Raw genomic sequence first — 25,638 nt, forward strand, 5'->3', positions numbered from 1 at the left:
CGCACCGGCCGCACACCGACCACGGCACCACACAAGGAGAAGCAGTGAGCGTCACGGCACCAAAGGGATTCACGGCGGCGGGCGTCGCCGTCGGGATCAAGGAGAACGGCAACCCGGACCTGGCGCTCGTCGTCAACACGGGTCCGCGTGCCGCCGCCGCGGGCGTCTTCACCTCCAACCGCGTCAAGGCCGCCCCCGTCCTCTGGTCCCAGCAGGTTCTCAAGGGCGGTCAGGTCTCCGCCGTCGTCCTCAACTCCGGTGGCGCCAACGCCTGTACGGGCCCCCTCGGCTTCCAGGACACCCACGCCACCGCCGAGCGCGCGGCGGCGGCGCTCGGCCACAGCGCCGGTGAGATCGCCGTCGCCTCCACCGGCCTCATCGGCCTGCGCCTCCCGATGGACAAGCTGCTCCCCGGCGTCGACGCGGCCGCCGCCGCGCTCTCCCAGCACGGCGGGGAGAAGGCCGCCATCGCCATCAAGACCACCGACTCCGTGCACAAGACCGCGGTCGCCGAGGGCGACGGCTGGTGCGTCGGCGGCATGGCCAAGGGCGCGGGCATGCTCGCGCCCGGCCTCGCCACCATGCTCGTCGTGCTGACCACCGACGCCGACGTGGACGCGGACCGGCTGGACGAGGCGCTGCGCGCGGCGACCCGCACCACCTTCGACCGGGTCGACTCCGACGGCTGCATGTCCACCAACGACACCGTGCTGCTGCTCGCCTCCGGCGCGTCCGAAGTGACGCCCGGGCAGGGCGAGTTCGCCGAGGCCGTACGGTCCGTCTGCGACGATCTCGCCCGGCAGCTCATCGGCGACGCCGAGGGCGCGTCCAAGGACATCCGCATCGAGGTCGTGGGCGCCGCGAGCGAGGACGATGCGGTGGAGGTCGGCCGGTCCATCGCCCGCAACAACCTCCTCAAGTGCGCCATCCACGGCGAGGACCCCAACTGGGGCCGCGTCCTGTCCGCGATCGGCACCACCGCCGCCGCCTTCGACCCCGACGAGCTGAACGTCGCCATCAACGGCGTCTGGGTCTGCAAGAAGGGCTCGGTGGGCGAGGACCGCGAACTCGTCGACATGCGCTACCGGGAGGTCCGCATCACCGCCGACCTCTCCGCCGGCGCCGAGTCCGCCGTCATCTGGGCCAACGACCTCACCGCCGACTACGTCCACGAGAACAGCGCGTATTCCTCATGAGCACCCGCAAGCACACCGCCCTGCCCAAGGCCCGCACCCTCATCGAGGCGCTGCCCTGGCTCACCCGGCACAACGGCAAGACCGTCGTCATCAAGTTCGGCGGCAACGCCATGGTCGATGAGGAGCTGAAGGCCGCGTTCGCCCAGGACGTCGTCTTCCTGCGGCAGGCCGGGCTCAAGCCCGTCGTCGTGCACGGCGGCGGCCCGCAGATCACCGCGCAGTTCGACCGGCTCGGGCTGGTCACGGAGTTCAAGGCCGGGCTGCGCGTGACGACGCCGGAGGCGATGGACGTCGTACGGATGGTGCTGGCGGGCCAGGTGCAGCGCGAGCTGGTCGGCCTCCTCAACCAGCACGGCCCGCTCGCCGTCGGCCTGACCGGCGAGGACGCGCACACCATGAGCGCCACCAAGCGGTACGCCGAAGTCGACGGCGAGCGCGTCGACATCGGCCGCGTCGGGCAGATCACCCGGATCGACGCGGGCGCCGTCCAGGCGCTCCTCGACGACGGCCGCATCCCCGTGATCTCCTCCATCGCCCGCAGCGAGGACGACGGCCACGTCTACAACGTGAACGCCGACACCGCCGCCGCCGCGCTCGCCGCCGCTCTCGGCGCCGAGACGCTCATGGTCCTCACCGACGTCGAGGGCCTCTACGCGGACTGGCCGAGCAGCGACGACGTGATCAGCCAGCTCACCGCGCGGGAGCTGGAGAAGCTGCTGCCGGAGCTGGCCAGCGGCATGGTGCCCAAGATGGAGGGCTGCCTGTACGCGGTGCGCAACGGCGTCACCACCGCCCGCGTGATCGACGGCCGCGTACAGCACTCGATCCTGCTGGAGATCTTCACCGACGAAGGAATCGGCACGATGGTCGTGCCCGACGAGGAGGGGGCGGCATGACGGACACGACGATGACGGGCCCGGCGGCGGACACCAACGCCGGCCTGACGCGGCGCTGGCAGGGCGCCCTCATGGACAACTACGGCACGCCCCGCATCCCGCTCGTGCGCGGCGAGGGCGCCAAGGTCTGGGACGCCGACGGCAAGGAGTACGTCGACTTCGTCGGCGGCATCGCCGTGAACGCCCTCGGCCACGCCCACCCCGCGGTCATACGGGCCGTCTCCGACCAGATCGCGACCCTCGGCCACGTCTCCAACCTCTTCACCGCCGAGCCCCCGGTGGCGCTGGCCGAACGCCTCCTGGCGCTCTTCGGCCGCACCGGGCGCGTCTACTTCTCCAACTCCGGCGCGGAGGCCGTCGAGGCCGCCTTCAAGATCGGGCGGCTCACCGGCCGTACGCACATGGTCGCCGCGGCCGGCGGGTTCCACGGGCGCACCATGGGCGCCCTCGCGCTCACCGGCCAGCCCAAGAAGCAGCAGCCGTTCCTGCCGCTGCCCGGCGATGTCACGTACGTCCCGTACGGCGACGCCGAGGCGCTGCGCGAGGCGGTCACCGACGAGACGGCGCTCGTCGTCCTGGAGCCGGTCCAGGGCGAGAACGGCGTCGTCGTGCCCCCGGCCGGCTATCTGGCGGCGGCCCGCGAGATCACCCGCGCCACGGGGACGCTGTTGGCGCTGGACGAGATCCAGACCGGGATCGGCCGTACGGGGCACTGGTTCGCGCACCAGGCGCAGGGCGTCGAGCCCGACATCGTCACCCTCGCCAAGGGGCTCGGCGGCGGCCTGCCGATCGGCGCGACCGTGGCCTTCGGCGCGGCGGCCGGCCTGCTGACGCCTGGTCAGCACGGCTCGACGTTCGGCGGCAACCCCGTCGCGTGCGCCGCGGCGCTGGCCGTCCTCGACACGCTGGCCGCCGACGGGGCACTGGCCGGAGTCGAGCGTTCCGGGGAGCGGCTGCGTGACGGGATCGCGTCCCTCGGACACCCGCTCGTCGACCGGGTCCGCGGCTCCGGCCTGCTGCTGGGTATTGTCCTCACCGAGCCCCTCGCACCGAAGGTGCAGCAGGCAGCGCAGGAAGCGGGTCTCCTGGTGAACGCGGTCGCGCCCGACGTGGTGCGGCTCGCCCCGCCGCTGATCATCGCCGATGATGAGGTGGAGACGCTGCTGCGGGCGCTGCCCGCCGTCCTCGACGCGGCGCACGGGGCGCACGCGGCCGACACGGCCGACGGGGAACGACGATCCGAGGACTGACACAACGATGACCGAGGCGCAGGAGACCGAGACGGCCCGGGCGGCCGAGGCCGCGGAGCCGGCCCACGGCGGTCCGGCCGTGCCGCAGACCCGCACCGCACGCCACCGCCGGATCGTGGACATCCTCAACCGGCAGCCGGTGCGGTCGCAGAGCCAACTGGCCAAGCTGCTCGCCGACGACGGTCTCTCCGTCACCCAGGCCACCCTCTCTCGCGACCTCGACGAGCTGGGCGCGGTCAAGATCCGCAACACCGGCGGCGAGCTGATCTACGCGGTGCCCTCCGAGGGCGGCGACCGCACCCCCCGCGCGCCGCTCGGCGAGTCGGTCACCGAGGGGCGGATGGCGCGGCTGGCGGGCGAACTGCTGATCTCGGCCGAGGCGTCCGCCAACCTCGTGGTCCTGCGCACCCCGCCCGGCGCCGCCCAGTTCTTCGCCTCGGCCATCGACCAGGCGGGGGTTCACGAGATCATCGGCACCATCGCGGGCGACGACACGCTCCTGCTCATCAGCCGCGACCCGGCCGGCGGCCAGGCCCTGGCCGACCACCTGCTGCGGCTGGCCCAGAACCAGAAGACGGGCTGACGCGGGCGGGCGCGCCCGAAGCATGGGCCCGTACCCGGGAGACCGGGGACGGGCCCCTTTTCCGCTTTTCCGCGTCTACGGGCCCGTACACGGTCTCCCGGGCACGGGTCCGTACACGCGAAGGGGCCCGGCGGCCGGATCTGCTCCGGCCGCCGGGCCCCTCTCGCTTCTGCACCGTCGGGACGACAGGATTTGAACCTGCGACCCCTTGACCCCCAGTCAAGTGCGCTACCAAGCTGCGCCACGTCCCGGTGCCCGCCGCTTCCGGGGTTCTTCCCGGTCGGGCGTGCAAGAAGAAAATACCCTGTCCCGGCCGGTGAGCCGAATCGGGGGGTGGCCGGCGGCGCCGGAGGGGGTCAGTAGCGGGTGATCGCCGTCGGTCCGGAGCGGGTGCCGATGGCGATGTGGGGGCGGGCCGCGGGGCGGAGCCAGGTGAGGACCGCGGCCATCGAGGAGGCGGGTACGGAGACGCAGCCGGCGGTCGCGCCGCGGCCGTTCACATGGAGGAAGATGCCGGCGCCGCGGCCGTGGACGGGGCGGGCGTAGTTGAAGGCGACGACCAGGGCCCGGCTGTACTGGACGGGATAGTCGGCCAGGTGCTCGGACTCCTTCGCCGCGCAGTCGGCCGGGAGCCGCTCGACCCAGCGGTTGTAGGAGCGGGAGGCGTTGTCCTCGCACCACCAGGAGTCGGGGGTGACCCTCCGGTACGGGCTCCGGGCGCCCGCCGGGGCGGCGTCGTTGCCGAAGGCGTAGGGGAGCGCGTACAGGCCGGTCGGCGTGGTGTTCGTGCCCTGCTCGCGGGTACGGCCCTCGGTCAGGCCCTTCGCGCCGAACCGGGCCGGGGCGGCGCCCGCCGCGTGCCAGCGGCCGTCGCGCCGCTCCCACCAGGTGAGGGTGCCGGTGGTCGAGTCCGTACGGGCCGCCTCCGCGGTGATCAGCTGCGTGCCGCCGCCGGTGTCGGCCATGCGGGACGGGAGCGGGGCCTGGGTCGGGGTCGGGGAGGGGGCGGTGGCGAGGCCCAGGGTGCCGGTCAGAGCCGCCGCCGTGGCGAGGACCGCGGCCGCCCGGCCGAAGCGGCCCCTCATGCGGCCGGTGGGAGGGGTGGCAGCGGCAAGGGCAGGCCCGGCAGACCGTCGATGCTGGACGTGATGTGCTCCTTCTTGTGGAAGTACGCGTCCAGGGACGCGTCCGTCTCGCGCGCGAACCGCTTCCCGTGCAGCTCCCGTTCCGCGTCGAACGACATGAACGGCACGGCGTAGCCGCAGGTGTCCCGGATCAGCTCGGCGGTGACGACGATGACGGCGCGCAGGCCGTGCCGGGCCGGGTCGCTGTCGGGAAAGTGCGCCAGCAGCCCCGGCCAGCGCGGGTCGTCGCGGAAGACCGGCTCACCGCGGCCGTGCACGCGCACGATGTTCGGCGGCCCGTCGAAGGCGCACCACATCAGGGTGATGCGGCCGTTCTCGCGGAGATGGGCGATGGTCTCGGCGTTGCTGCCCGCGAAGTCCAGGTACGCCACGGTGTGCTCGTCGAGCACGGCGAACGAGTCGCGCAGGCCCTTGGGGGAGAGATTCACGGTGCCGTCCCCGTCGAGCGGCGCGGTGGCGGTGAAGAAGATGTGCTGTGCCTCGATGAACGCGCGCAGCCGGCCGTCTATTTTTTCGTACACCTTTCCCATGCCTCGCATTATGGGGCGAGGGGGTCGTCCCACGGCAGGAGGCAGACGATGGCGCGCGACGCGGACGAGGTGCGGGTGCGGCGGGTGTACGAGGCCCCCGACGCGGCGGACGGCACGCGGGTGCTGGTCGACCGGCTGTGGCCGCGCGGCCTGTCGAAGGCGGCGGCGGAGCTGGACGCGTGGGACAAGGACGTCGCGCCGTCGGCCGAGCTGCGGCGCTGGTACGGGCACGACCCCGCCAGGTTCGACGAGTTCGCCGAGCGCTACCGCGCCGAGCTGGCGGCGGAGGACGGGGAGCGGGCCGTACGGGAGCTGTGCGAGCGGGCCGGGTCCGGGCGCCTCACGCTGCTCACCGCGACCAAGGACGTCGAGCACGGGCATGTGCTGGTGCTGGCCGATGTGGTGCGGACGGTGCGGCGGGGGTGACTCCGGCCGACCGGCTCCCCGCGCGGTTCACTCTCCGGTGGCATTGACGAATCATGCATTGACTTGCATAGTTATGCCATCTGGTACTACATCTGCATGCAGATCGCAGATTTCCCCACCCCACCCCGCCCCTTCCCGGAAGCCTCGAACGCCGGACGGGCTCATGGGCCGGGACCGGGTTCGACTCATCTCTTACGAGGAGCAGAGCAAGTGAGCAACGGCAACAGCGGTGATGTCCGGCTCTGGGGCGGGCGGTTCGCCGACGGGCCGGCCGAGGCCCTGGCCAAGCTGTCCGCGTCCGTCCACTTCGACTGGCGGCTGGCCCCGTACGACATCGCGGGCTCCCGCGCCCACGCGCGCGTGCTGAACAAGGCCGGGCTGCTCACCGCCGACGAGCTCTCGCGCATGCTCGCGGGCCTCGACCAGCTGGAGTCGGACGTCGCGGACGGCTCGTTCACCGGCACCATCGCCGACGAGGACGTGCACACCGCCCTGGAGCGGGGGCTGCTGGAGCGGCTCGGCGCCGACCTCGGCGGCAAGCTGCGGGCCGGCCGCTCGCGCAACGACCAGGTGGCGACGCTCTTCAAGATGTACCTGCGCGACCACGCGCGGACCATCGGCGGCCTGATCACCGACCTCCAGGAGGCGCTGACCGCCCTCGCCGAGGCGCACCCGGACGTCGCCATGCCGGGCCGTACGCACCTCCAGCACGCCCAGCCGGTCCTCTTCGCCCACCACGTCCTGGCCCATGTGCAGTCGCTCTCCCGCGACGCGGAGCGGCTGCGGCAGTGGGACGAGCGGACGGCGGTCTCGCCGTACGGGTCGGGCGCGCTCGCCGGGTCCTCCCTCGGCCTCGACCCGGAGGCGGTCGCGGCGGACCTCGGGTTCGAGCACGGCAGCGCGGCCAACTCCATCGACGGCACGGCGGCGCGGGACTTCGCGGCGGAGTTCGCCTTCATCACCGCGATGATCGGCGTCAACCTCTCGCGCATCGCGGAGGAGGTCATCATCTGGAACACGAAGGAGTTCTCCTTCGTCACGCTGCACGACGCCTTCTCGACCGGTTCGTCGATCATGCCGCAGAAGAAGAACCCGGACATCGCGGAGCTGGCGCGCGGCAAGTCCGGCCGGCTGATCGGCAACCTCACGGGCCTGATGGCGACGTTGAAGGCGCTCCCGCTCGCGTACAACCGCGACCTCCAGGAGGACAAGGAGCCGGTCTTCGACTCGTGCGACCAGCTGGAGGTGCTGCTGCCCGCGTTCACCGGCATGATGGCGACGCTCACCGTGCACCGCGAGCGCATGGCGGAGCTGGCCCCGGCCGGCTTCTCGCTCGCCACCGACATCGCCGAGTGGCTGGTCAAGCAGGGTGTGCCGTTCCGGGTCGCGCACGAGGTCGCGGGGGAGTGCGTCAAGGAGTGCGAGGCGCACGGCGACGAGCTCGACCAGCTCACGGACGAGCAGTTCGCGAAGATCTCGCCGCATCTGACGCCGGAGGTCCGCACGGTCCTCGACGTGCCCGGCGCGCTGGCCTCCCGGAGCGGGCGCGGCGGCACCGCGCCGTCGGCGGTGGCCGCGCAGCTCGCCGAGGTCAAGGCCGACCTCGCGGTGCAGCGGGCCTGGGCGGACGCCAAGGGCTGAGAGCGTCGGCGGGCGGGGCCGGATGGCCGGTCCCGCCCGCCGCTGCGGGTACGGTGAAACGATCCGACCAGCAAGAACACCGGCCCTCGGGAGAACACCATGGCGTTCGCGCGCCTCGCGGAAGCCGCCGCTCCGGCGGCCCGTATCGGACTGGGGCTGGCCGCCGTCGGCCGCCCCGGCTACATCAACCACGGCCGCGACCGGGACCTCCCGGCCCAGCGCACCGTCGACGCGATGCGCGAGCGCACCCACCAGCTGCTGGACGCCGCGTACGGGCACGGCGTCAGGTATCTGGACGCGGCGCGGTCCTACGGGCGCTCGGAGGAGTTCCTCGCCGACTGGCTGCGCCGCCGCCCCGACGCCGAGGACGCGGTGATCGGCAGCAAGTGGGGCTACACCTACGTCGCCGACTGGCGCACCGACGCCGACGTGCACGAGGTCAAGGACCACAGCGTCGCCGCGTACGACCGGCAGTGCGCCGAGACCGACGCCCTGCTCGGGCCGCGCCTGGACCTCTACCAGATCCACTCCGTCACCCCCGGGAGCCCGGCCCTGACCGACCGCGCGCTGCACGGGCGGCTGGCGGCCCTCGCCGCCGAGGGCGTGACGGTCGGCCTCTCCACCAGCGGCCCCGCCCAGGCCGACGCCATCCGTGCCGCCCTCGGCGTCACCTGGGAGGGCGAACCCCTCTTCCGTACCGTCCAGTCCACGTACAACGTGCTGGAGCCCGCCGCGGGCGCGGCGCTGGCCGAGGCCCACGAGGCGGGCGTCGCGGTGATCGTCAAGGAGGCGGTCGCCAACGGGCGGCTGGCGAGCGCCGCGTACGCGCCGCCGGAGCTGCTGCGGATCGCCGAGGAGGCGGGCGCGGCCCCCGACGCGGTGGCGGTGGCCGCCGTCCTCCACCAGCCGTGGGCCGGCACGGTCCTCTCCGGCGCGGCCACCGCCGAGCAGCTCGCCTCCCATGTGGGCGCGGTGCGGCTGGCCCTCACCGAGAACCAGCTCACCCGTCTGGCGGGTCTCGCCGAAGATCCCGCGGCCTACTGGCGGCACCGCTCCCAGCTGCCCTGGTCCTGAGCGCCGGCGGGAGGCGCGCCGCTGTCCGGTGGGAGGTCTATCTCGTGAGACGTCACTGTCTCATTCGGGTAGGGTGCGTCTCATGGCCGTTGATCGTGAGCAGGTACTGAAAGAGGCCGCCGGCCTGCTGAGCCGCAAGGCGACGGCCTCCATGGACGAGATCGCCAAGGCCGCTGGAATCAGCCGGGCCACCCTGCACCGGCACTTCGCCGGGCGCGACGCGCTCATACGGGCCCTGGAGGAACTGGGCATCGCCCAGTTCGAGCAGGCCCTCGACGCCGCCCGGCTGGACGAGGGCGACGCCGTCGAGGCGCTGCGCCGGCTGCTCGCCGAGTCCGAGCCCGTCTTCGCCTTCATGGCCTTCCTCTGCACCGAGAACCAGTTGTTCGAGGGCGACACCCATGAGGGCTGGGACCGGCTGGACGCCCGGATCAACGCCGTCTTCCGCCGCGGCCAGGAAGAGGGCCGCTTCCGGATCGACCTCAGCTCCGTCTGGCTCACCGAGGCGCTGTACGGGCTGATCGGCGCGGGCGCCTGGGCTGTGCACGAGGGGCGCGTCGCCCGCAAGGACCTCAACCACTCGATCGCCGAGCTGCTGCTCGGCGGCGCCCGACGGAGCATGGAGAAATGAGCGAGTCCGCAGCGAAGATCCGGGCCGTACCGGCGGCGGGGCCCGGCGCCCCCGCGCCCGGCCGCTGGCTGGCGCTCGCCGTCCTCGTCCTCGCCGTGCTCCTCGTCGCGGTCGACGCGACCGTGCTCGGCCTCGCGACGCCGTTCCTCAGCGAGGACCTGAAGCCGTCCGGCACGCAGCTGCTGTGGATCGGCGACGTGTACTCCTTCGTCATCGCCGGGCTCCTGGTCTCCATGGGCAGCCTCGGCGACCGCATCGGACGGAAGAAACTGCTGCTCACGGGCGCCGTCGCGTTCGGCGCGGTGTCCGCGCTCAACGCCTACGCGACGAGCCCCGAGCTGATGATCGTGGCCCGCGCGCTGCTGGGCATAGCCGGCGCGACGCTCATGCCGTCGACTCTCGCCCTGATCCGCAACATCTTCCACGACCCCAAGGAACGCAGCCTCGCCGTCGGCATCTGGGGCGCGATGGCCTCGGCCGGCGCGGCCGTCGGACCGGTCGTCGGCGGCTTCCTGCTCGGGCACTTCTGGTGGGGCTCGGTCTTCCTGATCAACCTGCCGGTGATGGTGATCCTCGTCGTCGTCGGCATCAAACTGCTCCCCGAGTCGCGCGACCCCTCGCCCGGCCCCTGGGACCTCGGCAGCGTCGCCCTCTCGCTGATCGGCATCGTCGGCGTCGTCTACACCATCAAGGAGGCGGCGGCGCACGGCATGCGCTGGGACATCGCCGCCGCGGGCGTGATCGGCGTGCTGGCGCTGCTGTGGTTCGTACGCCGCCAGCTCCGGCTGCCCGCGCCGCTGCTCGACATGCGCCTCTTCCACCACCGCGGCTTCTCCGGCGCGGTCCTCGCCGACCTGCTGACCATCCTCGGCCTGTCCGGTCTGGTCTTCTTCCTCTCCCAGTTCCTGCAACTGGTCCAGGGACGCGGCCCGCTGGAGGCGGGGCTCGCCGAACTGCCCGCCGCCGTGGGCGCGGTCACCGCCGGACTGCTCGCCGGCAAGGCCGCCCGCCGCTACTCCGTACGCGGCGTGGTCGCCGGCGGCCTCGCCGCCATCGCGGTGTCCCTGGCCGTGCTGATCTGGGTGCACGGCGACATGCCGTACCCGATCCTCGGGGCGGTGCTGCTCGTCGTCGGCACCGGCGCCGGCTTCTCCTTCACCGTCACCGCCGACGTGATCCTCTCCAGCGTCCCCAAGGAGCAGGCGGGCGCGGCCTCGGCGGTCTCCGAGACCGCGTACGAACTCGGCGCGGCCCTCGGCATCGCCCTGCTCGGCTCGATCGTCACCGGCGTCTACCGCGGCTTCACGGTCCCGGCCGGCGTACCGGGCCCTGCCGCCGCCGACGCCCACGAGTCCCTCGGCGGCGCGGTCGAGTCCGCCGCCGAACTGCCGCACGAGACGGGCGCGGCCCTCCTCGCCTCCGCGCAGGACGCCTTCACAGAAGGGCTGCGGATCGCGGCGGCCGCGGGCGCGACCGTCCTCCTCGCCACGGCGATCGCGGCGTGGTTCCTCCTCCGCGGCCAGCGCCTGGAGGACGGAGCGGCCGAGCACTGAGGCCGCCCCAGCGGAAGCGACGTGCTTCTCTTGAGCTGGATCAGGTAAAGGTAAGCCATGCCATGAGTGCGCCGAATATCACGAGCGAAAGGGTAATCTGCGCCGTCAGTGCACGGGACGGCTTGTCCTCCGGCCGCTCTCCGTGTATTGATCTGTTCAGAATTTTCTGCCGTATTTCTCGCCGGTGCCCCAAAACGCCGACAGGGAACACCAGTAGTGCGGTGGCATACATCGGCAGTAATTCTTCGAGTTTCATGTCTTTCAGGAGTGCGGACGCCACGCCGAAAGTCATGCCAAGTACGGGTGCGAAGCACACCTGAATCTTGTATTTACGGATCGGCATGAGCGTCACGAAGAAGATGAGGAATGCCAATGTGGCGACGATGGAAATGATCCACCAGGCATACAAGGGGATGGATGGGGCGTGCACGCGGTCTTCCTTGTCCCTTCGGGGCCCGCTGCGCGGGCCCCGAAATGATGATTACTGACTTTCGCCGACCTGCGGATGCTCGTGCCCGAACTCGGCGAACCCTTCAAGGTCTGTGTGGGGTCCGCAGCTTCGGGGCGGCAGCGTGTTCGCTGCCTCCGCGCAACGGCACTTGTCGCAGCATGCCGTGCGTGATCGTATAGCGGAACGGAAGTCGAACGATCTTTGCGATGCGTTTGCCCAAAGAAGCGGAATGCTCCGTCCGTGCAGACGTATCGGGCTCAATCTTCAGGAATCCTTCAGGGATTTACGGTGAGCTGAGCGATGCATGTCCGCGCGCTTTCGCGGAGGCTTTGTCGCGCCGTCCTCGTGGGATGGAATGACGGCAACCTCGGTTACTGCCCGGGCGTCGACGGCTCAGGAACCCACGGCGAGATTCAACTCGGCGGCTGTTTGTCGGCTGAGGAGGAATCGCCGCCGGTTTCCACGTTGGTGGGGCAGACGAAGCATGTGCTGTCGTGTAGCTGTCCGGCGGCGAGCCGTTCGACGATGCCGCTCGGCGACGAGCTCAGGCCCGCGACAGGAACGACGCCACGGCCTCGGCGTAGCCGGCCGGGTCGTCGTCGTGGAGCCAGTGGCCGCAGGAGGGGAATTCCACCAGCTCGGTGCTGGGGCGGCGGCTTGTCATTTCGTGGGCGTGGGCGGGGGAGAGCATGAAGCTGTGTTCGCCGTGGAGGAGCAGGGTCGGGCATGAGGAGCCGAGCCAGCGGTGCCAGTGGTCGCCTGCCGTCGCGCGCTGGGACTCCATCATCTCGGCCGGGTCGAACAGCAGCCGCCACCCGTCGCCGGCCGGTTCCGCGCTGTCCAGGAAGTAGGCGGGGTCGGGGACGCCCCGAGCGGTGATGGCCTCGCCCAGCGCTTCGCGGCTCGCCGCCCGTACCGGCCAGTCGGATACGTCGAGGACCGCGTGGGCCACCTCCGGCGGCTGGTTGACCGCGCCCATGTCCTCGATGACCAGGGCCCGTACGAGCTCGGGGCGCAGCGCGGCGAGGGTGTAGGCGATCAGCCCGCCCATCGAGTGGCCGACCACCGGCAGCGGGCCGACGCCCAACTCCTCGATCAGGGCGGCGGCGTCCGCCGCGTACTCGTCGGTGGAGAACGGCCCGCCGCCCTCGCTCAGTCCGTGCCCCCGCTGGTCGAGCGCGATGAGGCGGTGGCGCGGCGCCAGGGCGGCGGCCAGCGGCGCGTACTGGCGGGCCCGGCCGAAGTGGCCGTGCAGGGCCAGCACGGGCGCGCCCGGTCCGCCGAAGTCGAGGTAGCTCAGGCGGCGGCCGCGCAGATCGAGGAAGGAGGGTGAGGCGGAGTTCATCCGCCTCACCCTAGGGACCCCGTCCCCAGCACGCCCGGGAATTACGCGGGGCTTACCGCGTCCGCCGCCGCGCACTGGCGCAGCAGCCCCGTCACGCCGCTCAGCGCGTGCAGTTCGCCGATCATGCGGATGATCCGCGGGTACGCGCCCGCGTCGGTGCCGTCGTCTCCGGCGAGGCCGCCGCCGGAGACCACCGCCTGGGTGGGGGCGGTGACGCAGCCCAGCGTGCGGGCGACCGTGCGCAGGTGCTCGCACGCCGAGACGGCCGTCAGGGACGCGCCGACCGCCACCACTCCGACGGGCTTGCCGCGCAGCGCGTCCTCGCGCAGGTGGTCGAGGCAGTTCTTGAGGATGCCCGAGTAGCTGCCGTGGTAGCAGGGGGTCACCCAGATCATGGCGTCCGCCTCGGCGGCCTGGATCTGCACGTCGGCGAGGTTGGCGCCGTCGGGGTCCGCGTGCAGCAGCGGCAGCGGGTGTTCGGCGAGGTCGCGCAGGACGGGCCGGCCGCCGGCCGCGGCGACGTCGCGGCAGACCAGCTCCGCCACCGACCGGGTGCGCGAGGCGTGGGCGGCGGCCCCGGCCAGGACCAGTATCCGGCGGGGCTCGGCGGTGATCATGAGTGGGCCTCCTGCGGGGTCGCGCCGGGGGCCGCGCCCGTCCCCGGCGTCGGAGGGCGCAGGGCGCGGTGCACGGTCTCCAGCAGCGGGGTGGTGCGGTACCCGAAGTACTGGGCCGCGGCCAGCCGGACCGGGTCGCCGGAGTGGTAGCGCTCGTACTGCATCTGGCGCTGCCCGAACGCGCTGCCCGTGGCGTCCCAGGCGAGCTTCAGCAGCCGTACGCGCTGCTCGGCGGGGACGCCGTCCGCGCCCCGGAAGAAGCGTTCGATGGCGGGCCACAGCTCGCTGCTCAGATCTTCCTCGGAGGGGGTGCTCAGCAGACTGCCGCCGCCCAGCAGCTGGATGACCTCGATCATGCGGCTCGTCATCCGGGGGAAGTGGTAGCGCAGGGCCAGCACCGGGGCGATCGCCGGGGTGAGGGTGCCCCATTCGCTCATCTCGGCGTCGGCCTCGGCGGCCAGGATGCCGGCCTTCGCCAGTTCCAGGGAGCCCAGCACCTCGCCGAGCATCTCCTGGACGTGCAGGAAGGAGTTGGTGCCGGACATCTCGGACAGCGCGACGGCGATGCCGGTGAGCAGCTCGGCCTTGACGGCGCCGCGCACGATGCCGTGCTGGCCGGTGTGGTGGCGCGCGGTCGTCACGTCGTACATGCGGTTGGCGGCGTCGACGTCGCCGTGGAAGAAGACCCGGTCCCACGGCACGAGGACGTCGTCGAAGACGCACGTCGCGTCGATCTCCTCGAAGGGCGCCAGCGGGCTGCTGACCAGCCGGGTCGGGTCGGTGACCAGCGGCTCCCGGCAGACGATCCGCAGCCCCGGCGTCGCGACGGGGATCGCGAAGGCGACGGTGTACGCCTCGTCGCCGGGGTGGTACTTGGGCAGCGGGAAGACCACGATCTCGTCGGCGACCGGCACCAGGGTGCCGATCAGCTTCGCCCCGCGCACCACGATGCCCTCGCTGGTCTCCCGGACGATCCGCAGATGGACGTACGGGTCGTCCTGCTCGCTGGAGGAACGGGCGCGGCTGAGCGGCGGGTTGATGGCGGCGTGCGAGAGGAACCGGTCGCTCGCCAGGCAGGCGCGGTGGAATCCGGCGACGTTGCGGCCGAAGCGCGGGTCGGCCCGGTCGAAGAACCCGCTCGCCGACGCGAACGCGGTGACCACGGCGTTCACGAAGTCCGGGGAGCGGCCGACCAGTCCGAAGGTGGCTTCGGCGGTGGTGCGGAACGCGGCGCCGCGCCGCCGCAGGGTGTCCGCGTCGCGCGGCACGGCCAGCGACATGGGGTAGCGCTCGCCGCCGTCCTCGTAGGTGAGCACGTCACGCAGCAGCGGGTCGTGCTGCTGGTCGTAGAGGCGGGCCACGGTGTGCGCGGCCGAGGCCAGGACCGGTTCGGCGAGCACGTCGTCGACGCGGCGTCCGCTCAGCCACACCTCGCGCCCGTCCCGCAGCCCGCTCAGATACTCGGCTCCCGTACGGATCGTCATGCCTGAACCTCCATCGTCACCTGGCCGGACCCGGTTCCGGCTCCTGTTCCGGTCCCGGTCCCGGTGCCGGCCCCGGTCGCGGTGTCGCCGCCGAGCGGGACCGGCGGGTGGAGCGGCGTACGGGCGTGGTGCAGCAGGTCGCCGCCGGTGCGCCAGAGGACCTCCGGCGGGGTGCCGTGCTCGCGCAGCCACCGGTCGTCATAGGTCTCGTACAGGTAGTTGGCGCCGGTGTCCGGGGCTATCGCCAGGACCGGCGCGCCCGGATGCGCGGCGGCGTAGGCGAGCGCCGCGAAGACCGCCGCGCCGCCGGACTCGCCGAGCAGCAGCCCCTCCTCGCCGGCCAGGACCCGGCAGACGGAGAGGGCCTCGGTGTCGGCGACCCGGTGCAGCGAGTCGACGGCCTGGGGCCGCAGGTTGCCGGGGCGCCAGCTCAGGCCGATGCCGCGCATCTTGTACGGCTCGAAGCGGTGGCCGAAGGCGGCGGAGCCGACGGCGTCCACCGCGCGGACGTGCAGATCCGGGAACTGCTCCCTGAGCCCCGCGCTCAGCCCGCTCAGGTGCCCGCCGGTGCTGACGGTGGCGACCAGCGCGGCCAGGTGGTCGAAGTCCTTGGTGATCTCACGGGCGGTGTGCAGCCGGTGCGTCCGCGGGTTGTCGGGGTTGTTGTACTGGTCCAGGGTGTGGGCGCCGGGCGTGTCCTGGACCAGCCGGCGCACCCGGCGGATGCGGGCCGCCTGGTAGCTGCCGTCCGCGTCCGGCCGCGCGACCATGTCGATCTCGGCGCCGAGGCTCGTGGCGTAGGAGAGCACCGACTGGGGCGTCTTGGGGTCGACGACCAGGATGATCCGGTAGCCCTTGACCGCGCCGATCAGGGCCAGGGACTTGCCGAGGTTGCCGGAGGTCGACTCGACGAGCGTCGCCCCCGGCCGCAGCCGGCCCTCGTCTTCGGCCTGTTCGACCATGTGGAGGGCGGCACGGTCCTTGATGCTGCCCGACGGGTTGGCGCCCTCCAGCTTCACGTAGACGCGGTCCTGCGGCCGGGGCAGGAGCCGGCGCAACCGGACGACGGGGGTGTCCCCGAGCGTCTCCAGCACGTTCTCGTAGATCACGGTTTCTCCTCGTGGGGCGGTGCCGATGAGCCGATGGACCGGTGGGGCCGGTTCAGGGGGCGATGAGCAGCCCGCGGTCCAGCGTGGTCAGCAGGCGGTTGCCGTCCGGGCCGACGACGAAGGGGTCCTCGACGTGCACACAGCCGAATCCGTACTCGTAGTAGGGGGTCTCGATGTTGACGACCGTGCCGTCGCACAGCTCGTCCGTGCTGTCCGGGCGGATCAGGACCCGGTCGTAGACCTCGACGCCGATGCCGTGGCCGACATGGCTGCGCCGGTAGTGCGGGATGCCCGCGTCGCGCACCGCCTCGACGGTGAGCGTGAACAACTCCCGGCCGGTCATGCCGGGGCGGGCCCGCTCCAGCGCGGCCTCCTCGCCGGCCAGCACCGCCGCGTACAGCCGCGCCAGCCGCTGCTCGGGCTCGCCGAGCGTGCACACGCGGGCGATGTCGCACCAGTAGCCGTCCACGACGGCCCCGACGTCGAACCACACGGCCTGCCCGCGGCGCAGCACCGTGCCGGTGGGCCGCCGCTGCCCGGCGACCGCGTTGGCGCCGATCCGGATCAGGGTGAACCGCGGCGTGCCGCCCTGCGCCGCGACCGAGCGGTTGAACTCCCGGACCAGCTCCCGCTCGGTGACGCCCTCGCGCATGATGGCGACGGTGGCGAGGATCGCGTTCTGCGCAACGGCCGCGGCGGCCGCCACCAGTCCCTGTTCGCGGGCGGTCTTCACCTGGCGGGCGTGGCGCAGATGGGCGGCGGCGGGCACCAGCTGCCAGCCGGACAGCTCCTTGCCGAGCGCGTCGAGGAACTCCGGCGGCACGCCCTCCTCGTCCACGGCCACCCGGCCGCCGCCGGGGCAGACCTGCTTGATCGCGTGTGTGAGGGCGGCCCGCGCGTCCGGGAAGCGGGCGTCGCCGGTCATGGCGTGCAGCAGCCGGTCGTCCTGGCCGAGGTCCACTTCCTCCGGCAGCTCCCGGTAGAAGGGGCCGTAGCCGATCGCCTCGGAGATCCGCTCGTCGGCGTCCAGGAACTGGTCGACCTCGCAGCGCCCGCAGACGAAGACCGCGCCGGCCCGGGTGTCCTGGGACAGGACCGCGAAGGCCCGGCCGGAGTGCGGGAACATGTCCAGGTGCACGCTCTCGACACCGGTGAGATAGGTCAGGTTCTCCGCGGTGGTGCTCACCACGGCGTCCAGGCCGAACTGGTTCATCCGCTGTTGGAGACGGTCATGGTTGACGCGCATGCGATGCGATCTCCTCGCTGGTCGTGAGTCGCCGGCGGCAGCGCGGAGCCGTCCCGTGCGGCGACCGGGCACGGCATGGCGGCGTGGACTGGACGGGCGCGGCCGTCGCCGTGCTCGCGCTGGGCGAGACGGCCACGGAACGCGTGAGGGGCTGTCGGCGGGGGGTACGAGGGCGCCGAATGAACGGTGGGGTTCCCCGTGGGAACGGTTCTGTTTCGGGATCCCTGTCGTGCCTTGTTGTGTGACAGCATTCCTGTGACCGCGTAGAGGGGTCTTGTACAAACGCGACCTCGGCGCGGGGACCGGCGGTCCGGCGGCGGGCGGAGAATGCCCGAACCGAAGTGACCGAGATCACAGGTTTTGACGCGCCGGAGCAGATCCCACCGCTTCGCCGCACGGCCGTACGGCGCCGTCGGTACCCGAGTGAGCTGGGCGAATGCCCGCCCCCGCGGCCGCTTCCGGATCCGGTGCGCCCGATATCGCCCGGTGCGCGGCGCTGCCCGCCGCCAACTCGCCTGTGTATTCTGCGAATGCCCACGGACTTCTGCTGTCGCGCCTGTTTTCGTGCGGCACACGTTCGGGTATTGGCCGGACGGGCTTCCTTCGCCTTTCGGCGCCCTCTCACACCAGTTCCCCCGGCTGCGGATGTTCTCGCGGCGAATCCGGGGAAAACCTCAGTGCAGAACGCGTCGAATTCCGTACGGTCCGGTGTTCCGAAAGCCTCGGGGGTGGCAGGCGTGAGTAAAGGCCAGTTAGCGGCGGCGCACGCGAAAGAGCTGGTCTGGAGGTCTTCCGGACCCGCTCTGCGCGGCCATGTGCTGGGATACCGGGGCTTCATGTTCGGGGCCAGGGGGCCCGGCCGCTGGCTCGTCGCGCCGGACGGTGTCGTCAAGGTCGTACTCGGCTTCAGCGGTCCGCTGCGGGTGGCCGACGCCGTGCGGCCGACCCGGCCGGTCACCGCGATCTCCCTGGTCAGCGGCGTCCACGCGACCGCCACCGTGGGCGAGCACGCCGGCCCGGTGCACGGGGTCACGGTGCTGCTGACGCCGCTCGCCGCGTACCGGGTGATGGGGGTCCCGATGGACCGGCTGGCCTGCCGGAACGTGGATGTGGCCGAGCTGTTCGGCGAGCGATTGCGCCGGTTCGCCGCCCGGCTCGCCGAGGCGCCCACCTGGGGCTCGCGCTTCGCCCTGCTCGACCAGGTGCTCACCGCGCGGCTGCTCGCCGGACCGCGGTGCTCGCCCGAACTCGCCTGGGCCTGGCGGCAGTTGCACCGGAGCGCCGGGCGTACGTCCGTACGGCGGCTGGCCGCCGGCACCGGCTGGAGCCACCGCCAGCTGGAGCGCCGCTTCCTCGAACAGGTCGGCCTGCCGCCGAAGTCGCTCGCGCAGGTGCTGCGGCTCCAGGCGGCGCTGCGCTACAAGAAGCGCGGGATGACATGGGCGGAAGTGGCCGCGGCGGCCGGTTACCACGACCAGTCGCACTTCACCCGGAGCTTCAAGGCGATGATTGGCTGCACCCCCGGAAGATTTCCCGCGGCCCGCGCCGAATCCGGCCGGAGCGGCCCGCTCGACTCCCTTCCCGACCAGTTCACCGGCGAACTGCTGCACGGCCGGGCAACAGGCGTGTCGCGTTTGTGCAAGACCCTCTGAGCCGTTCACCGGGATGCTGTTCGAGACCCGCTCGGAGTGCGAAACCCGAAGCGGGCCGCCGCCGCGTGAACTCCGTCCGGCGCGACGCCATTGCGCCGCCGCGGCGGGTATTCGCGAAATCCGCCGAGGGCGGACCCATGGCCATTCCGGATGCCCAGGAAATTCATACAGAAAGGCAGGAGACATATGTGCGGCATCGCAGGGTGGGTCGCCTTCGATCGCGACCTGCGCACCCAGCAGCCGATCGTGGACGCCATGACCGACCCCATGGCCTGCCGCGGCCCGGACGGCCGCGGCACCTACCTGGACCGGCATGTCGCGCTCGGCCACCGCAGGCTGGCCATCATCGACCCGCCCGGCGGCGCGCAGCCGATGAACGCGGACACCCCGCACGGCGCCGTCTCCATGGTGTACTCCGGCGAGGTCTACAACTTCACCGAGCTACGCGCCGAACTCGCCGCCCGTGGCCATGAGTTCACCACCCACTCGGACACCGAGGCCGTGCTGCGCGGCTATCTGGAGTGGGGCGACGCCGTCGCCGAGCGCCTCAACGGGATGTACGCCTTCGCGATCTGGGACGGCCGCGAGCAGCGGCTCCTCATGGTCCGCGACCGCGCGGGCATCAAGCCCTTCTCCTACTACCCGACCCCCGACGGCGTCCTCTTCGGCTCCGAGCCCAAGGCGATCCTCGCCAACCCGCTCGCCGAACGCACCGTCACCGCCGACGGCTTCCGCGAGCTGTTCGCCTTCATCAAGACGCCCGGACACGCCGTGTGGGAGGGCATGCGCGAGGTCGAGCCGGGCACCGTCGTCGCCGTCGGCCGCACCGGCATCCGCACCACCCGCTACTGGACCCTGGAGACCAGGGAGCACACCGACGACCGGGACACCACGGTGGCGCGGGTGCGGGAACTCCTCGACGACATCGTCCGCCGCCAGCTGGTCGCCGACGTGCCGAGCTGCACCCTGCTCTCCGGCGGCCTGGACTCCTCGGCGATGACCGCGATCGCCGCGGCGCAACTGGCCGGCCGGGGCGAGCGGGTGCGCAGCTTCGCGGTGGACTTCGCCGGACTGACCGAGAACTTCGTCCCCGACGCGCTGCGCGACGCCCCGGACACCCCCTTCGTGCACGACGTCGCCGAGAAGTCCGGCACCCTGCACCAGGACATCGTGCTCAGCTCCGCCGACATCGCCGACCCCGAGGTGCGCCGGAAGGTGATCGGCGCCCGCGACCTCCCCTCCGGCCTCGGCGACCTCGACACCTCGCTGTACCTGCTGGCCAAGGCGATCCGCGGGCACGCGACCATGGCGCTGTCCGGCGAGTCGGCCGACGAACTCTTCGGCGGCTACAAGCAGTTCTTCGACCCCGAGGCCCGCAAGGGCACGACCTTCCCCTGGCTGGCACGGCACCAGCAGTTCTTCGGCCAGGGACAGGAAGGGCGGCAGGGGCAGGGCGGGCATGAAGGGCGGCGGGGGCGGGACGGCCGGGCGGCGGCCGGCCCGCGGAGCCTGCTGAGCGACCAGCTGGAGGCGGCGCTCGACCTCGACGCCTATATCCAGGACTCGTACCGCTCCGCCGTCACCGGCATCCGGCGGCTCGACGGCGAGAGCGAGCCGGAGTGGCAGATGCGCAAGATCAGCTATCTGCATCTGACCCGGTTCGTCCGCATCTGGCTCGACCGGAAGGACCGCACTTCGATGGCCTCCGGCCTGGAGGTGCGGGTCCCGTTCTGCGACCACCGGCTGGTGGAGTACGTCTACAACACGCCCTGGGCGCTGAAGAACTTCGACGGCAAGGAGAAGTCGCTGCTGCGCGCCGCGGCGGCCGATGTGCTGCCCGAGTCCGTCGTGAAGCGGCGCAAGTCTCCCTACCCCTCCACCCAGGACCCGACGTACGCCGCCGCCCTGCGCGACCAGTGCCGGGAACTGCTCTCCACGCCGGGGCACCCGGTGTTCGACCTCGTCGACAAGGGGCGGCTCGGCGAGGCGGTCTCCGCGCGGACCCCGCAGATCGACCAGGCGTCCCGGCGCGACCTGGAGCGGACGCTGGACCTCGCCGTCTGGATCGATATGTACGCGCCGACCATCAAGCTGCCCTGACGGCGCGCCGCGACAGCACGAAGCCCCCGGTCCGACGGGAGCCTCAGCGGCGAGGCCCGTCGCCCGGGGGCTCGCGGTCGCGGCTCAGGCCGCGCGCGCCTTCGTCGCGTAGACGTCCACGTACTCCTGGCCCGAGAGGTGCATGACATCGCTCATGATCTCGTCGGTCACGGCCCGCAGCACATACCGGTCGCGGTCCATGCCCTCGTACCGGGAGAAGTCCAGCGCCTCGCCGAAGCGGACCGTCACCGGGCTGATGCGCAGCCGGCCCTTGCCGCCCGGCTGCACCTTGTCCGTGCCGATCATCCCGAACGGCACCACCGGCGCGCCCGTCATCAGCGTGAGCCGCGCCACGCCCGTACGGCCGCGGTAGAGCCGGCCGTCGGGGGAGCGGGTGCCCTCCGGGTAGATGCCGAACGCCTTGCCGTCCTCCAGCACCCGGCGCCCCGTCATCAGCGCCGCGACGCCGCCGCGCCCGCCGTCGCGGGCGACGGGGATCATGCCGGAGGCGGTGAAGAACCAGGCCATCAGGCGGCCCTTGATGCCCTTGCCGGTGACGTACTCGTCCTTGCCGATGAAGTACACCGGCCGCTTCACGACCAGCGACATGAACAGCGAGTCGATGAACGTGACGTGATTGCCCGCCAGGATCACCGGCCCGGACGCGGGGATGTTCCCCAGGCCCTCGACCCGCGGGCGGTACAGGACGCGCATGAGCAATCCAAGAATCGCCTTGAGCATGATCCGGGACAACGGGTCCTCCGGTCGTGGTGGTCGGCTGTTGCGCACGCTGCGCACCTGAGCACGCAGCTCCGGACGATACTCGGGGGAACCCACGCGCCGCACACCGGGCTCATCGGTTGATACGCCGTGTTGATGTGTGTTTCTCCGTCATTTCGCCCAGGGGGTCCCGTACGGAAGCACTGCACGTCTACGATCGGCCAGACCCATGATCGGTGCGGTACATGACAGAAACTGACGGAAGAGGAGTGCTGATGGAGCAGGAACGGGGACAGGGACCGGCGCGACGCGCCCTCCTGGGGGCGGCGGCCCTCGGGGCGGGGGCCGCGGTGCTGGGCGGCGCGGGAACCGCCGAGGCGGCGCCGCGCGGCGGCCCGCACGGCTCGCACACCGGCCACGGCCCGTACCGGGACCTGCCGACGCCGACCGTCGTCGGCCACCGCGGCGCCAGCGGCTACCGCCCGGAGCACACGCTCGGCTCGTACCAGTTCGCCCTCGACAACGGGGCGGACGTCATAGAGCAGGACGTCGTCCCCACCAAGGACGGGCATCTCGTGTGCCGTCACGAGAACGACATCACCGCCACCACCGATGTCTCCGCGCACCCCGAGTTCGCGCACCGCAAGACCACGAAGACCGTCGACGGGGCCAAGATCACCGGCTGGTTCACGGAGGACTTCACGCTCGCGGAGCTCAAGACGCTGCGCGCCAAGGAGCGCATTCCGGGCACCCGCCAGCACAACACCCTCTACGACGGGCGCTGGGCGGTGCCGACCTTCGAAGAGGTCCTGGACTGGGCCGAGGAGCGGGGCCGCGAGCGCGGGCGGCGGATCTGGCTGCACGTCGAGACCAAGCACCCCACGTACTTCCGCGGCATCGGCCTCGGGCTGGAGGAACGTCTCTTCAGGCTGCTGCGCCGCTACGGGCGCGCCGGCCGCAACGGCCACACCTTCCTCCAGTCCTTCGAGCCCAGCAGCCTCCAGCGGCTCGGCCGGCTCGGCGCGTCCGCCCCGAAGGTGCTGCTGCTCGACGCCGCGGACACCCGCCCCTGGGACTTCGTCGAGGCGAACGACCCGCGCACCGTCGCCGACCTGATCACCCCCAAGGGGCTGGAGTGGGTCGCCGGATTCGCGCAGGGCATCGGGCCGACGCTGCTGCTGATCATCCCCCGGGACAAGGACGGCAGGCTGACCCGGCCCACGACCCTGGTACGGGACGCGCACGCGGCCGGGCTGATCCTGCACCCGTACACGATGCGCAACGAGAACACCTTCCTGCCCGCCGACTTCCGGCGCGGCGCCGACCCGAACGCCTACGGCGACGCCTTCGGCGCGTTCCAGGTGTACTTCGAGACGGGCATCGACGGGATCTTCTCCGACAACTGCGACACCGCGGTGCTCGCCAGGGACGCCTTCCGCAAGCGCTGAGCCGCCGGAGGCGTCGGACGCCGGGGACGAGACGCCAAGGCGCCGGATGCCGGCGCCGAGGCGTCAAGGCGGGAACGCCGCCTGACCCGCACGGGTGGGGCGTGGCCGGATCGGCAACCGCGCGTCGGCACGGCCACGTCCCGCCCGGCATGAACATCCTGGAGGAGTTGAGCCCGCTGCTCGCGGCCGAGGCCCGAGCCGAGGCGTACGCGGCGGGTATCGAAGCGGCCGACCTCGAACAGGGCGTCTGGCTGCGGCTGCTGGAGCGCACCCGCAGGACGGGGCCGCCGGCCGAGCCCGCCGCCTGGCTGCGCACCGCCGTACGGACCGAGGCCCGCGACGCCCGCCGCCGGGCCCGCCGCGAGGTGCCGTACGAGCAGGCGGGCGCCCCGTCCCCGGGCGGCGCGCACGCGGGCCCGTACGCCGGGGCGGAGTCCGAGGTCGAGACCGAGGTGCTGGCCGCCGAGGAGCGGCGGGCGCTGCGCGCCGCCGTGCGGCGGCTGCCCGGCCGGTGCCCGCGGCTGCTCGACGCGCTGCTGTCCAAAACCGACCCTACGTACCGGGAAATCGCAGGGGAGTTGGGTATCTCACAAGGATCTTTGGGGCCAGTCCGTTCCCGTTGCCTGGGATGCCTGCGCAGAATGCTCACGGCGGAGGTTGCGGCTCCTGACCCTTGGGGAAAGGAGCGTTAGACAATCGTCGCCACGGAGGCGACGTCCACCCTCGGCGTCGCTCCGGCCCGAGCGGCACCGAAAAGGGAGGCATGCGCACATGGGCATGAGCGTGACCATCTCTGCGGCGACCGAGCACGACGTCGAGCAGATCCTCAAACTCCAGTACCTCTGCTATCAGGGAGAAGCCGCGCTGTACGGCGACTACTCCATCGAACCGCTCACCCAGTCCCTCGACGACGTGCGCGCCGAACTGGGCGCCGGGTGCGTGCTCGTGGCCCGGCTCGGCGGGGAAGTCGTCGGTTCGGTGCGGGGCGCGGTCGACGCGGACGGCACCGCGAGCATCGACAAACTGATCGTCCATCCGCGCATGCAGCGGCACGGGCTCGGCGGCCGGCTGCTCGCCGCGGTCGAGGAGCGGCTCGCGCAGGAGCGGGCGGCCAAGCGGTACCGGCTGCTGACCGGCCACCGCAACGAGGGCAATCTGCGCCTCTACCGGAAGTACGGCTACGCGCCCGTCTCCCGTGAGGAGGTCAGCCGGCAGCTCACCCTGGTGACCCTGGAGAAGGCCGCCGACGCGGATTCGTACGTGGCCAGCGCCTGAGCGCCTCGCCGGTCCGGGGCGGCACGGCCGCCCCGGACGGCCGGCCGCCTCAGCGCTTCGCCTTGCGGAGCCAGACCATCGCGGTCACCGGCAGGATGACCGGGATGAAGAGGTAGCCCATGCCGTAGTCCGACCAGACCGTCGCGTCGGGGAAGGCGGACGGCGCCACCAGCGTCCAGGTGCCGACGACCAGCACCCCCGCGAGCTCGGCGGCGCAGCACACCAGCGCCGCCCGGCGCGCGCCCTCGCCGCCGCGCACCAGGGAGTACGTGATGAAGGCGTACACCACGGCGGCGACGGCCGAGAGCACGTACGCGAGCGGCGCCCGCCCGAAGTCCATGATCATCTGGACGACCGAGCGGGACGCCGCCGCGACCGTGAAGACGCCGTAGAGCCACACCAGCAGCCGGCCGGGCCCCTGGCCGAGGCTGAAGCCGGACTTCGGGCCGGCCTGCCCGGCCGTCCCCGTCCGATCGGTCCGTCCGGTCCCGTCGTCCGAGCGCGCTGTCGTCGCGGAGTCGGGCATCGTCAGCCTCCCCAGATGTCGTAGAGCCGCACTTCCAGCACGGCCAGGATGACGCCGCCCGCCGCGACCGTCACCGAGCCCCAGCGGGTCCGCTCCGAGAGCGACATGAAGCCCGCCGCCGGTACGCACACCGCCGAGCCGATCAGATACGCCAGGAAGATCGGCAGCCCCTGGTCCGGCTTGTCGCCGCGCGCCAACTGCACTATGCCGACGACCAGTTGGGCCACGGCGAGCAGCGACACCACGGCCATGCCGATGAAGTGCCAGTCCTTGGTGGGCTGGTCGCGGTAGGCGGCGAAGCCGCACCACGCGGCCAGCGCGAGCGCGCACACGCCGACCGCGGCGGTCAGGGCGGTGATCACCGGGGCCTCCGCGCGGTACGGGCGGAGGGAGCGGGCTTGACAGGCATGCGCCGACTCTAATCGGCCGCCCGCGAACGGCCGCCGCCGGGCTCCGCGCGCCCCGCCGGAACGGGACGGGGCCCGACGGAAAATGTCCACAGGTCGGTCGAGAGCGTCCAAAATGTGGACATGCTTGATCGGGCCGCGCGCGGGTCTGTTTTACTTGACGGCATGACCACGACGAGCAGCCGCACCCTTGCGACCGAGGCGATGACGACGCCCGGTGCTCGTTGCCTGTGTCGAATGTGTGACCGCTGAGGGCCCCTGTCCGAGCCTCGCGCCCCGAAGCGAGACCGTGAGCCATGAAGCCGTGACCGTACGAGCCCCGCCCGTACCGGC

General features: G+C 72.1%; 24 protein-coding genes, 1 tRNA gene and 1 pseudogene. 14 read left to right on the forward strand and 12 right to left on the reverse strand.

Annotated features, from left to right (window positions below):
- Positions 1-44: 44 nt before the first annotated feature.
- The 4 genes from argJ to AB0I49_RS22655 are packed head-to-tail and all read left to right on the forward strand — an operon-like array spanning position 45 to position 3,925.
- Positions 45-1,196: a bifunctional glutamate N-acetyltransferase/amino-acid acetyltransferase ArgJ gene (argJ, locus tag AB0I49_RS22640; RefSeq protein WP_363228838.1), complete on the forward strand. Its 1,152-nt coding sequence runs from the start codon at positions 45-47 to the stop codon at positions 1,194-1,196.
- Entirely contained in the window at positions 1,193-2,092 is a 900-nt protein-coding gene (gene argB / locus AB0I49_RS22645) for an acetylglutamate kinase (protein ID WP_363228839.1), read from the forward strand. The genes argJ and argB overlap by 4 nt, the downstream gene beginning before the upstream one ends.
- Positions 2,089-3,342 carry an acetylornithine transaminase gene (locus AB0I49_RS22650; protein WP_363228840.1) on the forward strand — a complete coding sequence of 418 codons (1,254 nt, stop codon included), beginning with the start codon at positions 2,089-2,091 and terminating at the stop codon, positions 3,340-3,342. The genes argB and AB0I49_RS22650 overlap by 4 nt, the downstream gene beginning before the upstream one ends.
- 7 nt (positions 3,343-3,349) lie before the next feature.
- On the forward strand, positions 3,350-3,925 hold the full coding sequence (locus tag AB0I49_RS22655) for an arginine repressor (RefSeq protein WP_363228841.1): 576 nt from the start codon (positions 3,350-3,352) through the stop codon (positions 3,923-3,925).
- A 177-nt stretch (positions 3,926-4,102) separates the two neighbouring features.
- On the opposite strand, the gene AB0I49_RS22660 is transcribed toward AB0I49_RS22655, so the two are convergent.
- The 3 genes from AB0I49_RS22660 to AB0I49_RS22670 all read right to left on the reverse strand — a co-directional run bounded on the left by AB0I49_RS22660 (position 4,103) and on the right by AB0I49_RS22670 (position 5,600).
- A tRNA-Pro gene (locus AB0I49_RS22660) sits at positions 4,103-4,176 on the reverse strand.
- A gap of 105 nt (positions 4,177-4,281) precedes the next feature.
- A complete protein-coding gene (locus AB0I49_RS22665; RefSeq protein WP_363228842.1) occupies positions 4,282-5,010 on the reverse strand; it encodes a L,D-transpeptidase family protein in 729 nt (242 codons plus the stop codon).
- Positions 5,007-5,600: a pyridoxamine 5'-phosphate oxidase family protein gene (locus tag AB0I49_RS22670; protein WP_363228843.1), complete on the reverse strand. Its 594-nt coding sequence runs from the start codon at positions 5,598-5,600 to the stop codon at positions 5,007-5,009. Before AB0I49_RS22670 ends, AB0I49_RS22665 begins: the two co-directional genes overlap by 4 nt.
- A 48-nt stretch (positions 5,601-5,648) precedes the next feature.
- On the opposite strand from AB0I49_RS22670, the gene AB0I49_RS22675 reads away from it, so the two are divergent.
- The 5 genes from AB0I49_RS22675 to AB0I49_RS22695 all read left to right on the forward strand — a co-directional run bounded on the left by AB0I49_RS22675 (position 5,649) and on the right by AB0I49_RS22695 (position 10,925).
- Positions 5,649-6,026 carry a DUF488 family protein gene (locus AB0I49_RS22675; RefSeq protein ID WP_363228844.1) on the forward strand — a complete coding sequence of 126 codons (378 nt, stop codon included), beginning with the start codon at positions 5,649-5,651 and terminating at the stop codon, positions 6,024-6,026.
- Positions 6,027-6,236: 210 nt separating this feature from the next.
- On the forward strand, positions 6,237-7,667 hold the full coding sequence (gene argH / locus AB0I49_RS22680; RefSeq protein WP_363228845.1) for an argininosuccinate lyase: 1,431 nt from the start codon (positions 6,237-6,239) through the stop codon (positions 7,665-7,667).
- Positions 7,668-7,766: 99 nt separating this feature from the next.
- Positions 7,767-8,741, forward strand: coding sequence for an aldo/keto reductase (locus AB0I49_RS22685; protein WP_363228846.1), 975 nt, complete (start codon positions 7,767-7,769; stop codon positions 8,739-8,741).
- Positions 8,742-8,823: 82 nt separating this feature from the next.
- On the forward strand, positions 8,824-9,372 hold the full coding sequence (locus AB0I49_RS22690; RefSeq protein ID WP_363228847.1) for a helix-turn-helix domain-containing protein: 549 nt from the start codon (positions 8,824-8,826) through the stop codon (positions 9,370-9,372).
- Positions 9,369-10,925 (forward strand): MFS transporter, encoded by a 1,557-nt coding sequence (locus AB0I49_RS22695; protein ID WP_363228848.1) that lies wholly within the window; start codon positions 9,369-9,371, stop codon positions 10,923-10,925. Before AB0I49_RS22690 ends, AB0I49_RS22695 begins: the two co-directional genes overlap by 4 nt.
- 40 nt (positions 10,926-10,965) lie before the next feature.
- Here the strand turns inward: AB0I49_RS22695 and AB0I49_RS22700 are convergent, their stop codons facing one another.
- The 6 genes from AB0I49_RS22700 to AB0I49_RS22725 form a co-directional block, all read right to left on the reverse strand.
- Positions 10,966-11,355 carry a hypothetical protein gene (locus AB0I49_RS22700; protein ID WP_363228849.1) on the reverse strand — a complete coding sequence of 130 codons (390 nt, stop codon included), beginning with the start codon at positions 11,353-11,355 and terminating at the stop codon, positions 10,966-10,968.
- Between the two features lie 565 nt (positions 11,356-11,920).
- Positions 11,921-12,721: an alpha/beta hydrolase gene (locus AB0I49_RS22705; protein WP_363228850.1), complete on the reverse strand. Its 801-nt coding sequence runs from the start codon at positions 12,719-12,721 to the stop codon at positions 11,921-11,923.
- Between the two features lie 41 nt (positions 12,722-12,762).
- Positions 12,763-13,338: an NAD(P)H-dependent oxidoreductase gene (locus tag AB0I49_RS22710; protein ID WP_363228851.1), complete on the reverse strand. Its 576-nt coding sequence runs from the start codon at positions 13,336-13,338 to the stop codon at positions 12,763-12,765.
- Positions 13,335-14,822 carry a 4-hydroxyphenylacetate 3-hydroxylase N-terminal domain-containing protein gene (locus tag AB0I49_RS22715; RefSeq protein WP_363228852.1) on the reverse strand — a complete coding sequence of 496 codons (1,488 nt, stop codon included), beginning with the start codon at positions 14,820-14,822 and terminating at the stop codon, positions 13,335-13,337. The genes AB0I49_RS22710 and AB0I49_RS22715 overlap by 4 nt, the downstream gene beginning before the upstream one ends.
- Positions 14,819-15,931 (reverse strand): cysteine synthase family protein, encoded by a 1,113-nt coding sequence (locus tag AB0I49_RS22720; protein WP_363228853.1) that lies wholly within the window; start codon positions 15,929-15,931, stop codon positions 14,819-14,821. The genes AB0I49_RS22715 and AB0I49_RS22720 overlap by 4 nt, the downstream gene beginning before the upstream one ends.
- A gap of 52 nt (positions 15,932-15,983) precedes the next feature.
- On the reverse strand, positions 15,984-17,177 hold the full coding sequence (locus AB0I49_RS22725) for a Xaa-Pro peptidase family protein (RefSeq protein WP_363228854.1): 1,194 nt from the start codon (positions 17,175-17,177) through the stop codon (positions 15,984-15,986).
- A gap of 836 nt (positions 17,178-18,013) precedes the next feature.
- On the opposite strand from AB0I49_RS22725, the gene AB0I49_RS22730 reads away from it, so the two are divergent.
- Both AB0I49_RS22730 and asnB read left to right on the forward strand, forming a co-directional pair.
- On the forward strand, positions 18,014-18,829 hold the full coding sequence (locus tag AB0I49_RS22730; protein WP_363228855.1) for an AraC family transcriptional regulator: 816 nt from the start codon (positions 18,014-18,016) through the stop codon (positions 18,827-18,829).
- Between the two features lie 186 nt (positions 18,830-19,015).
- Positions 19,016-20,929, forward strand: coding sequence for an asparagine synthase (glutamine-hydrolyzing) (gene asnB / locus AB0I49_RS22735; RefSeq protein WP_363228856.1), 1,914 nt, complete (start codon positions 19,016-19,018; stop codon positions 20,927-20,929).
- Between the two features lie 84 nt (positions 20,930-21,013).
- Here asnB and AB0I49_RS22740 read toward each other — a convergent pair whose 3' ends face one another.
- Entirely contained in the window at positions 21,014-21,682 is a 669-nt protein-coding gene (locus tag AB0I49_RS22740; protein WP_363228933.1) for a lysophospholipid acyltransferase family protein, read from the reverse strand.
- Positions 21,683-21,924: 242 nt separating this feature from the next.
- On the opposite strand from AB0I49_RS22740, the gene AB0I49_RS22745 reads away from it, so the two are divergent.
- From AB0I49_RS22745 to AB0I49_RS22755, 3 genes and pseudogenes are all read left to right on the forward strand, one after another.
- Positions 21,925-23,097 carry a glycerophosphodiester phosphodiesterase gene (locus AB0I49_RS22745; RefSeq protein ID WP_363228857.1) on the forward strand — a complete coding sequence of 391 codons (1,173 nt, stop codon included), beginning with the start codon at positions 21,925-21,927 and terminating at the stop codon, positions 23,095-23,097.
- A gap of 149 nt (positions 23,098-23,246) precedes the next feature.
- Positions 23,247-23,789, forward strand: coding sequence for a sigma-70 family RNA polymerase sigma factor (locus AB0I49_RS22750; protein ID WP_363228934.1), 543 nt, complete (start codon positions 23,247-23,249; stop codon positions 23,787-23,789).
- A 61-nt stretch (positions 23,790-23,850) separates the two neighbouring features.
- Positions 23,851-24,372, forward strand: a pseudogene (locus tag AB0I49_RS22755) (GNAT family N-acetyltransferase); the annotation flags it as partial.
- Positions 24,373-24,421: 49 nt separating this feature from the next.
- Here AB0I49_RS22755 and AB0I49_RS22760 read toward each other — a convergent pair.
- Both AB0I49_RS22760 and AB0I49_RS22765 read right to left on the reverse strand, forming a co-directional pair.
- Complete coding sequence (locus tag AB0I49_RS22760) at positions 24,422-24,898, reverse strand: hypothetical protein (protein ID WP_363228858.1); 477 nt, start codon at positions 24,896-24,898, stop codon at positions 24,422-24,424.
- 2 nt (positions 24,899-24,900) lie between these two features.
- Entirely contained in the window at positions 24,901-25,260 is a 360-nt protein-coding gene (locus AB0I49_RS22765; RefSeq protein WP_363228859.1) for a hypothetical protein, read from the reverse strand.
- Between the last annotated feature and the right edge of the window lie 378 nt (positions 25,261-25,638).

It is taken from the genome of Streptomyces sp. NPDC050617, assembly GCF_040654795.1.
In the GTDB taxonomy this organism is placed as follows: Bacteria; Actinomycetota; Actinomycetes; order Streptomycetales; family Streptomycetaceae; genus Streptomyces.

Coding starts and splice junctions, on each gene's coding strand:
- AB0I49_RS22695 (WP_363228848.1), top strand. CDS start 9,369: ATGAGCGAGTCCGCAGCGAAGATCCGGGCCGTACCGGCGGCGGGGCCC.
- AB0I49_RS22745 (WP_363228857.1), top strand. CDS start 21,925: ATGGAGCAGGAACGGGGACAGGGACCGGCGCGACGCGCCCTCCTGGGG.
- argB (WP_363228839.1), top strand. CDS start 1,193: ATGAGCACCCGCAAGCACACCGCCCTGCCCAAGGCCCGCACCCTCATC.
- AB0I49_RS22760 (WP_363228858.1), bottom strand. CDS start 24,898: ATGCCCGACTCCGCGACGACAGCGCGCTCGGACGACGGGACCGGACGG.
- AB0I49_RS22730 (WP_363228855.1), top strand. CDS start 18,014: ATGTTCGGGGCCAGGGGGCCCGGCCGCTGGCTCGTCGCGCCGGACGGT.
- AB0I49_RS22725 (WP_363228854.1), bottom strand. CDS start 17,177: ATGCGCGTCAACCATGACCGTCTCCAACAGCGGATGAACCAGTTCGGC.
- AB0I49_RS22670 (WP_363228843.1), bottom strand. CDS start 5,600: ATGGGAAAGGTGTACGAAAAAATAGACGGCCGGCTGCGCGCGTTCATC.
- AB0I49_RS22685 (WP_363228846.1), top strand. CDS start 7,767: ATGGCGTTCGCGCGCCTCGCGGAAGCCGCCGCTCCGGCGGCCCGTATC.
- AB0I49_RS22705 (WP_363228850.1), bottom strand. CDS start 12,721: ATGAACTCCGCCTCACCCTCCTTCCTCGATCTGCGCGGCCGCCGCCTG.
- AB0I49_RS22750 (WP_363228934.1), top strand. CDS start 23,247: ATGAACATCCTGGAGGAGTTGAGCCCGCTGCTCGCGGCCGAGGCCCGA.
- AB0I49_RS22710 (WP_363228851.1), bottom strand. CDS start 13,338: ATGATCACCGCCGAGCCCCGCCGGATACTGGTCCTGGCCGGGGCCGCC.
- AB0I49_RS22675 (WP_363228844.1), top strand. CDS start 5,649: ATGGCGCGCGACGCGGACGAGGTGCGGGTGCGGCGGGTGTACGAGGCC.
- AB0I49_RS22655 (WP_363228841.1), top strand. CDS start 3,350: ATGACCGAGGCGCAGGAGACCGAGACGGCCCGGGCGGCCGAGGCCGCG.
- asnB (WP_363228856.1), top strand. CDS start 19,016: ATGTGCGGCATCGCAGGGTGGGTCGCCTTCGATCGCGACCTGCGCACC.
- AB0I49_RS22665 (WP_363228842.1), bottom strand. CDS start 5,010: ATGAGGGGCCGCTTCGGCCGGGCGGCCGCGGTCCTCGCCACGGCGGCG.
- AB0I49_RS22650 (WP_363228840.1), top strand. CDS start 2,089: ATGACGGACACGACGATGACGGGCCCGGCGGCGGACACCAACGCCGGC.
- AB0I49_RS22690 (WP_363228847.1), top strand. CDS start 8,824: ATGGCCGTTGATCGTGAGCAGGTACTGAAAGAGGCCGCCGGCCTGCTG.
- AB0I49_RS22715 (WP_363228852.1), bottom strand. CDS start 14,822: ATGACGATCCGTACGGGAGCCGAGTATCTGAGCGGGCTGCGGGACGGG.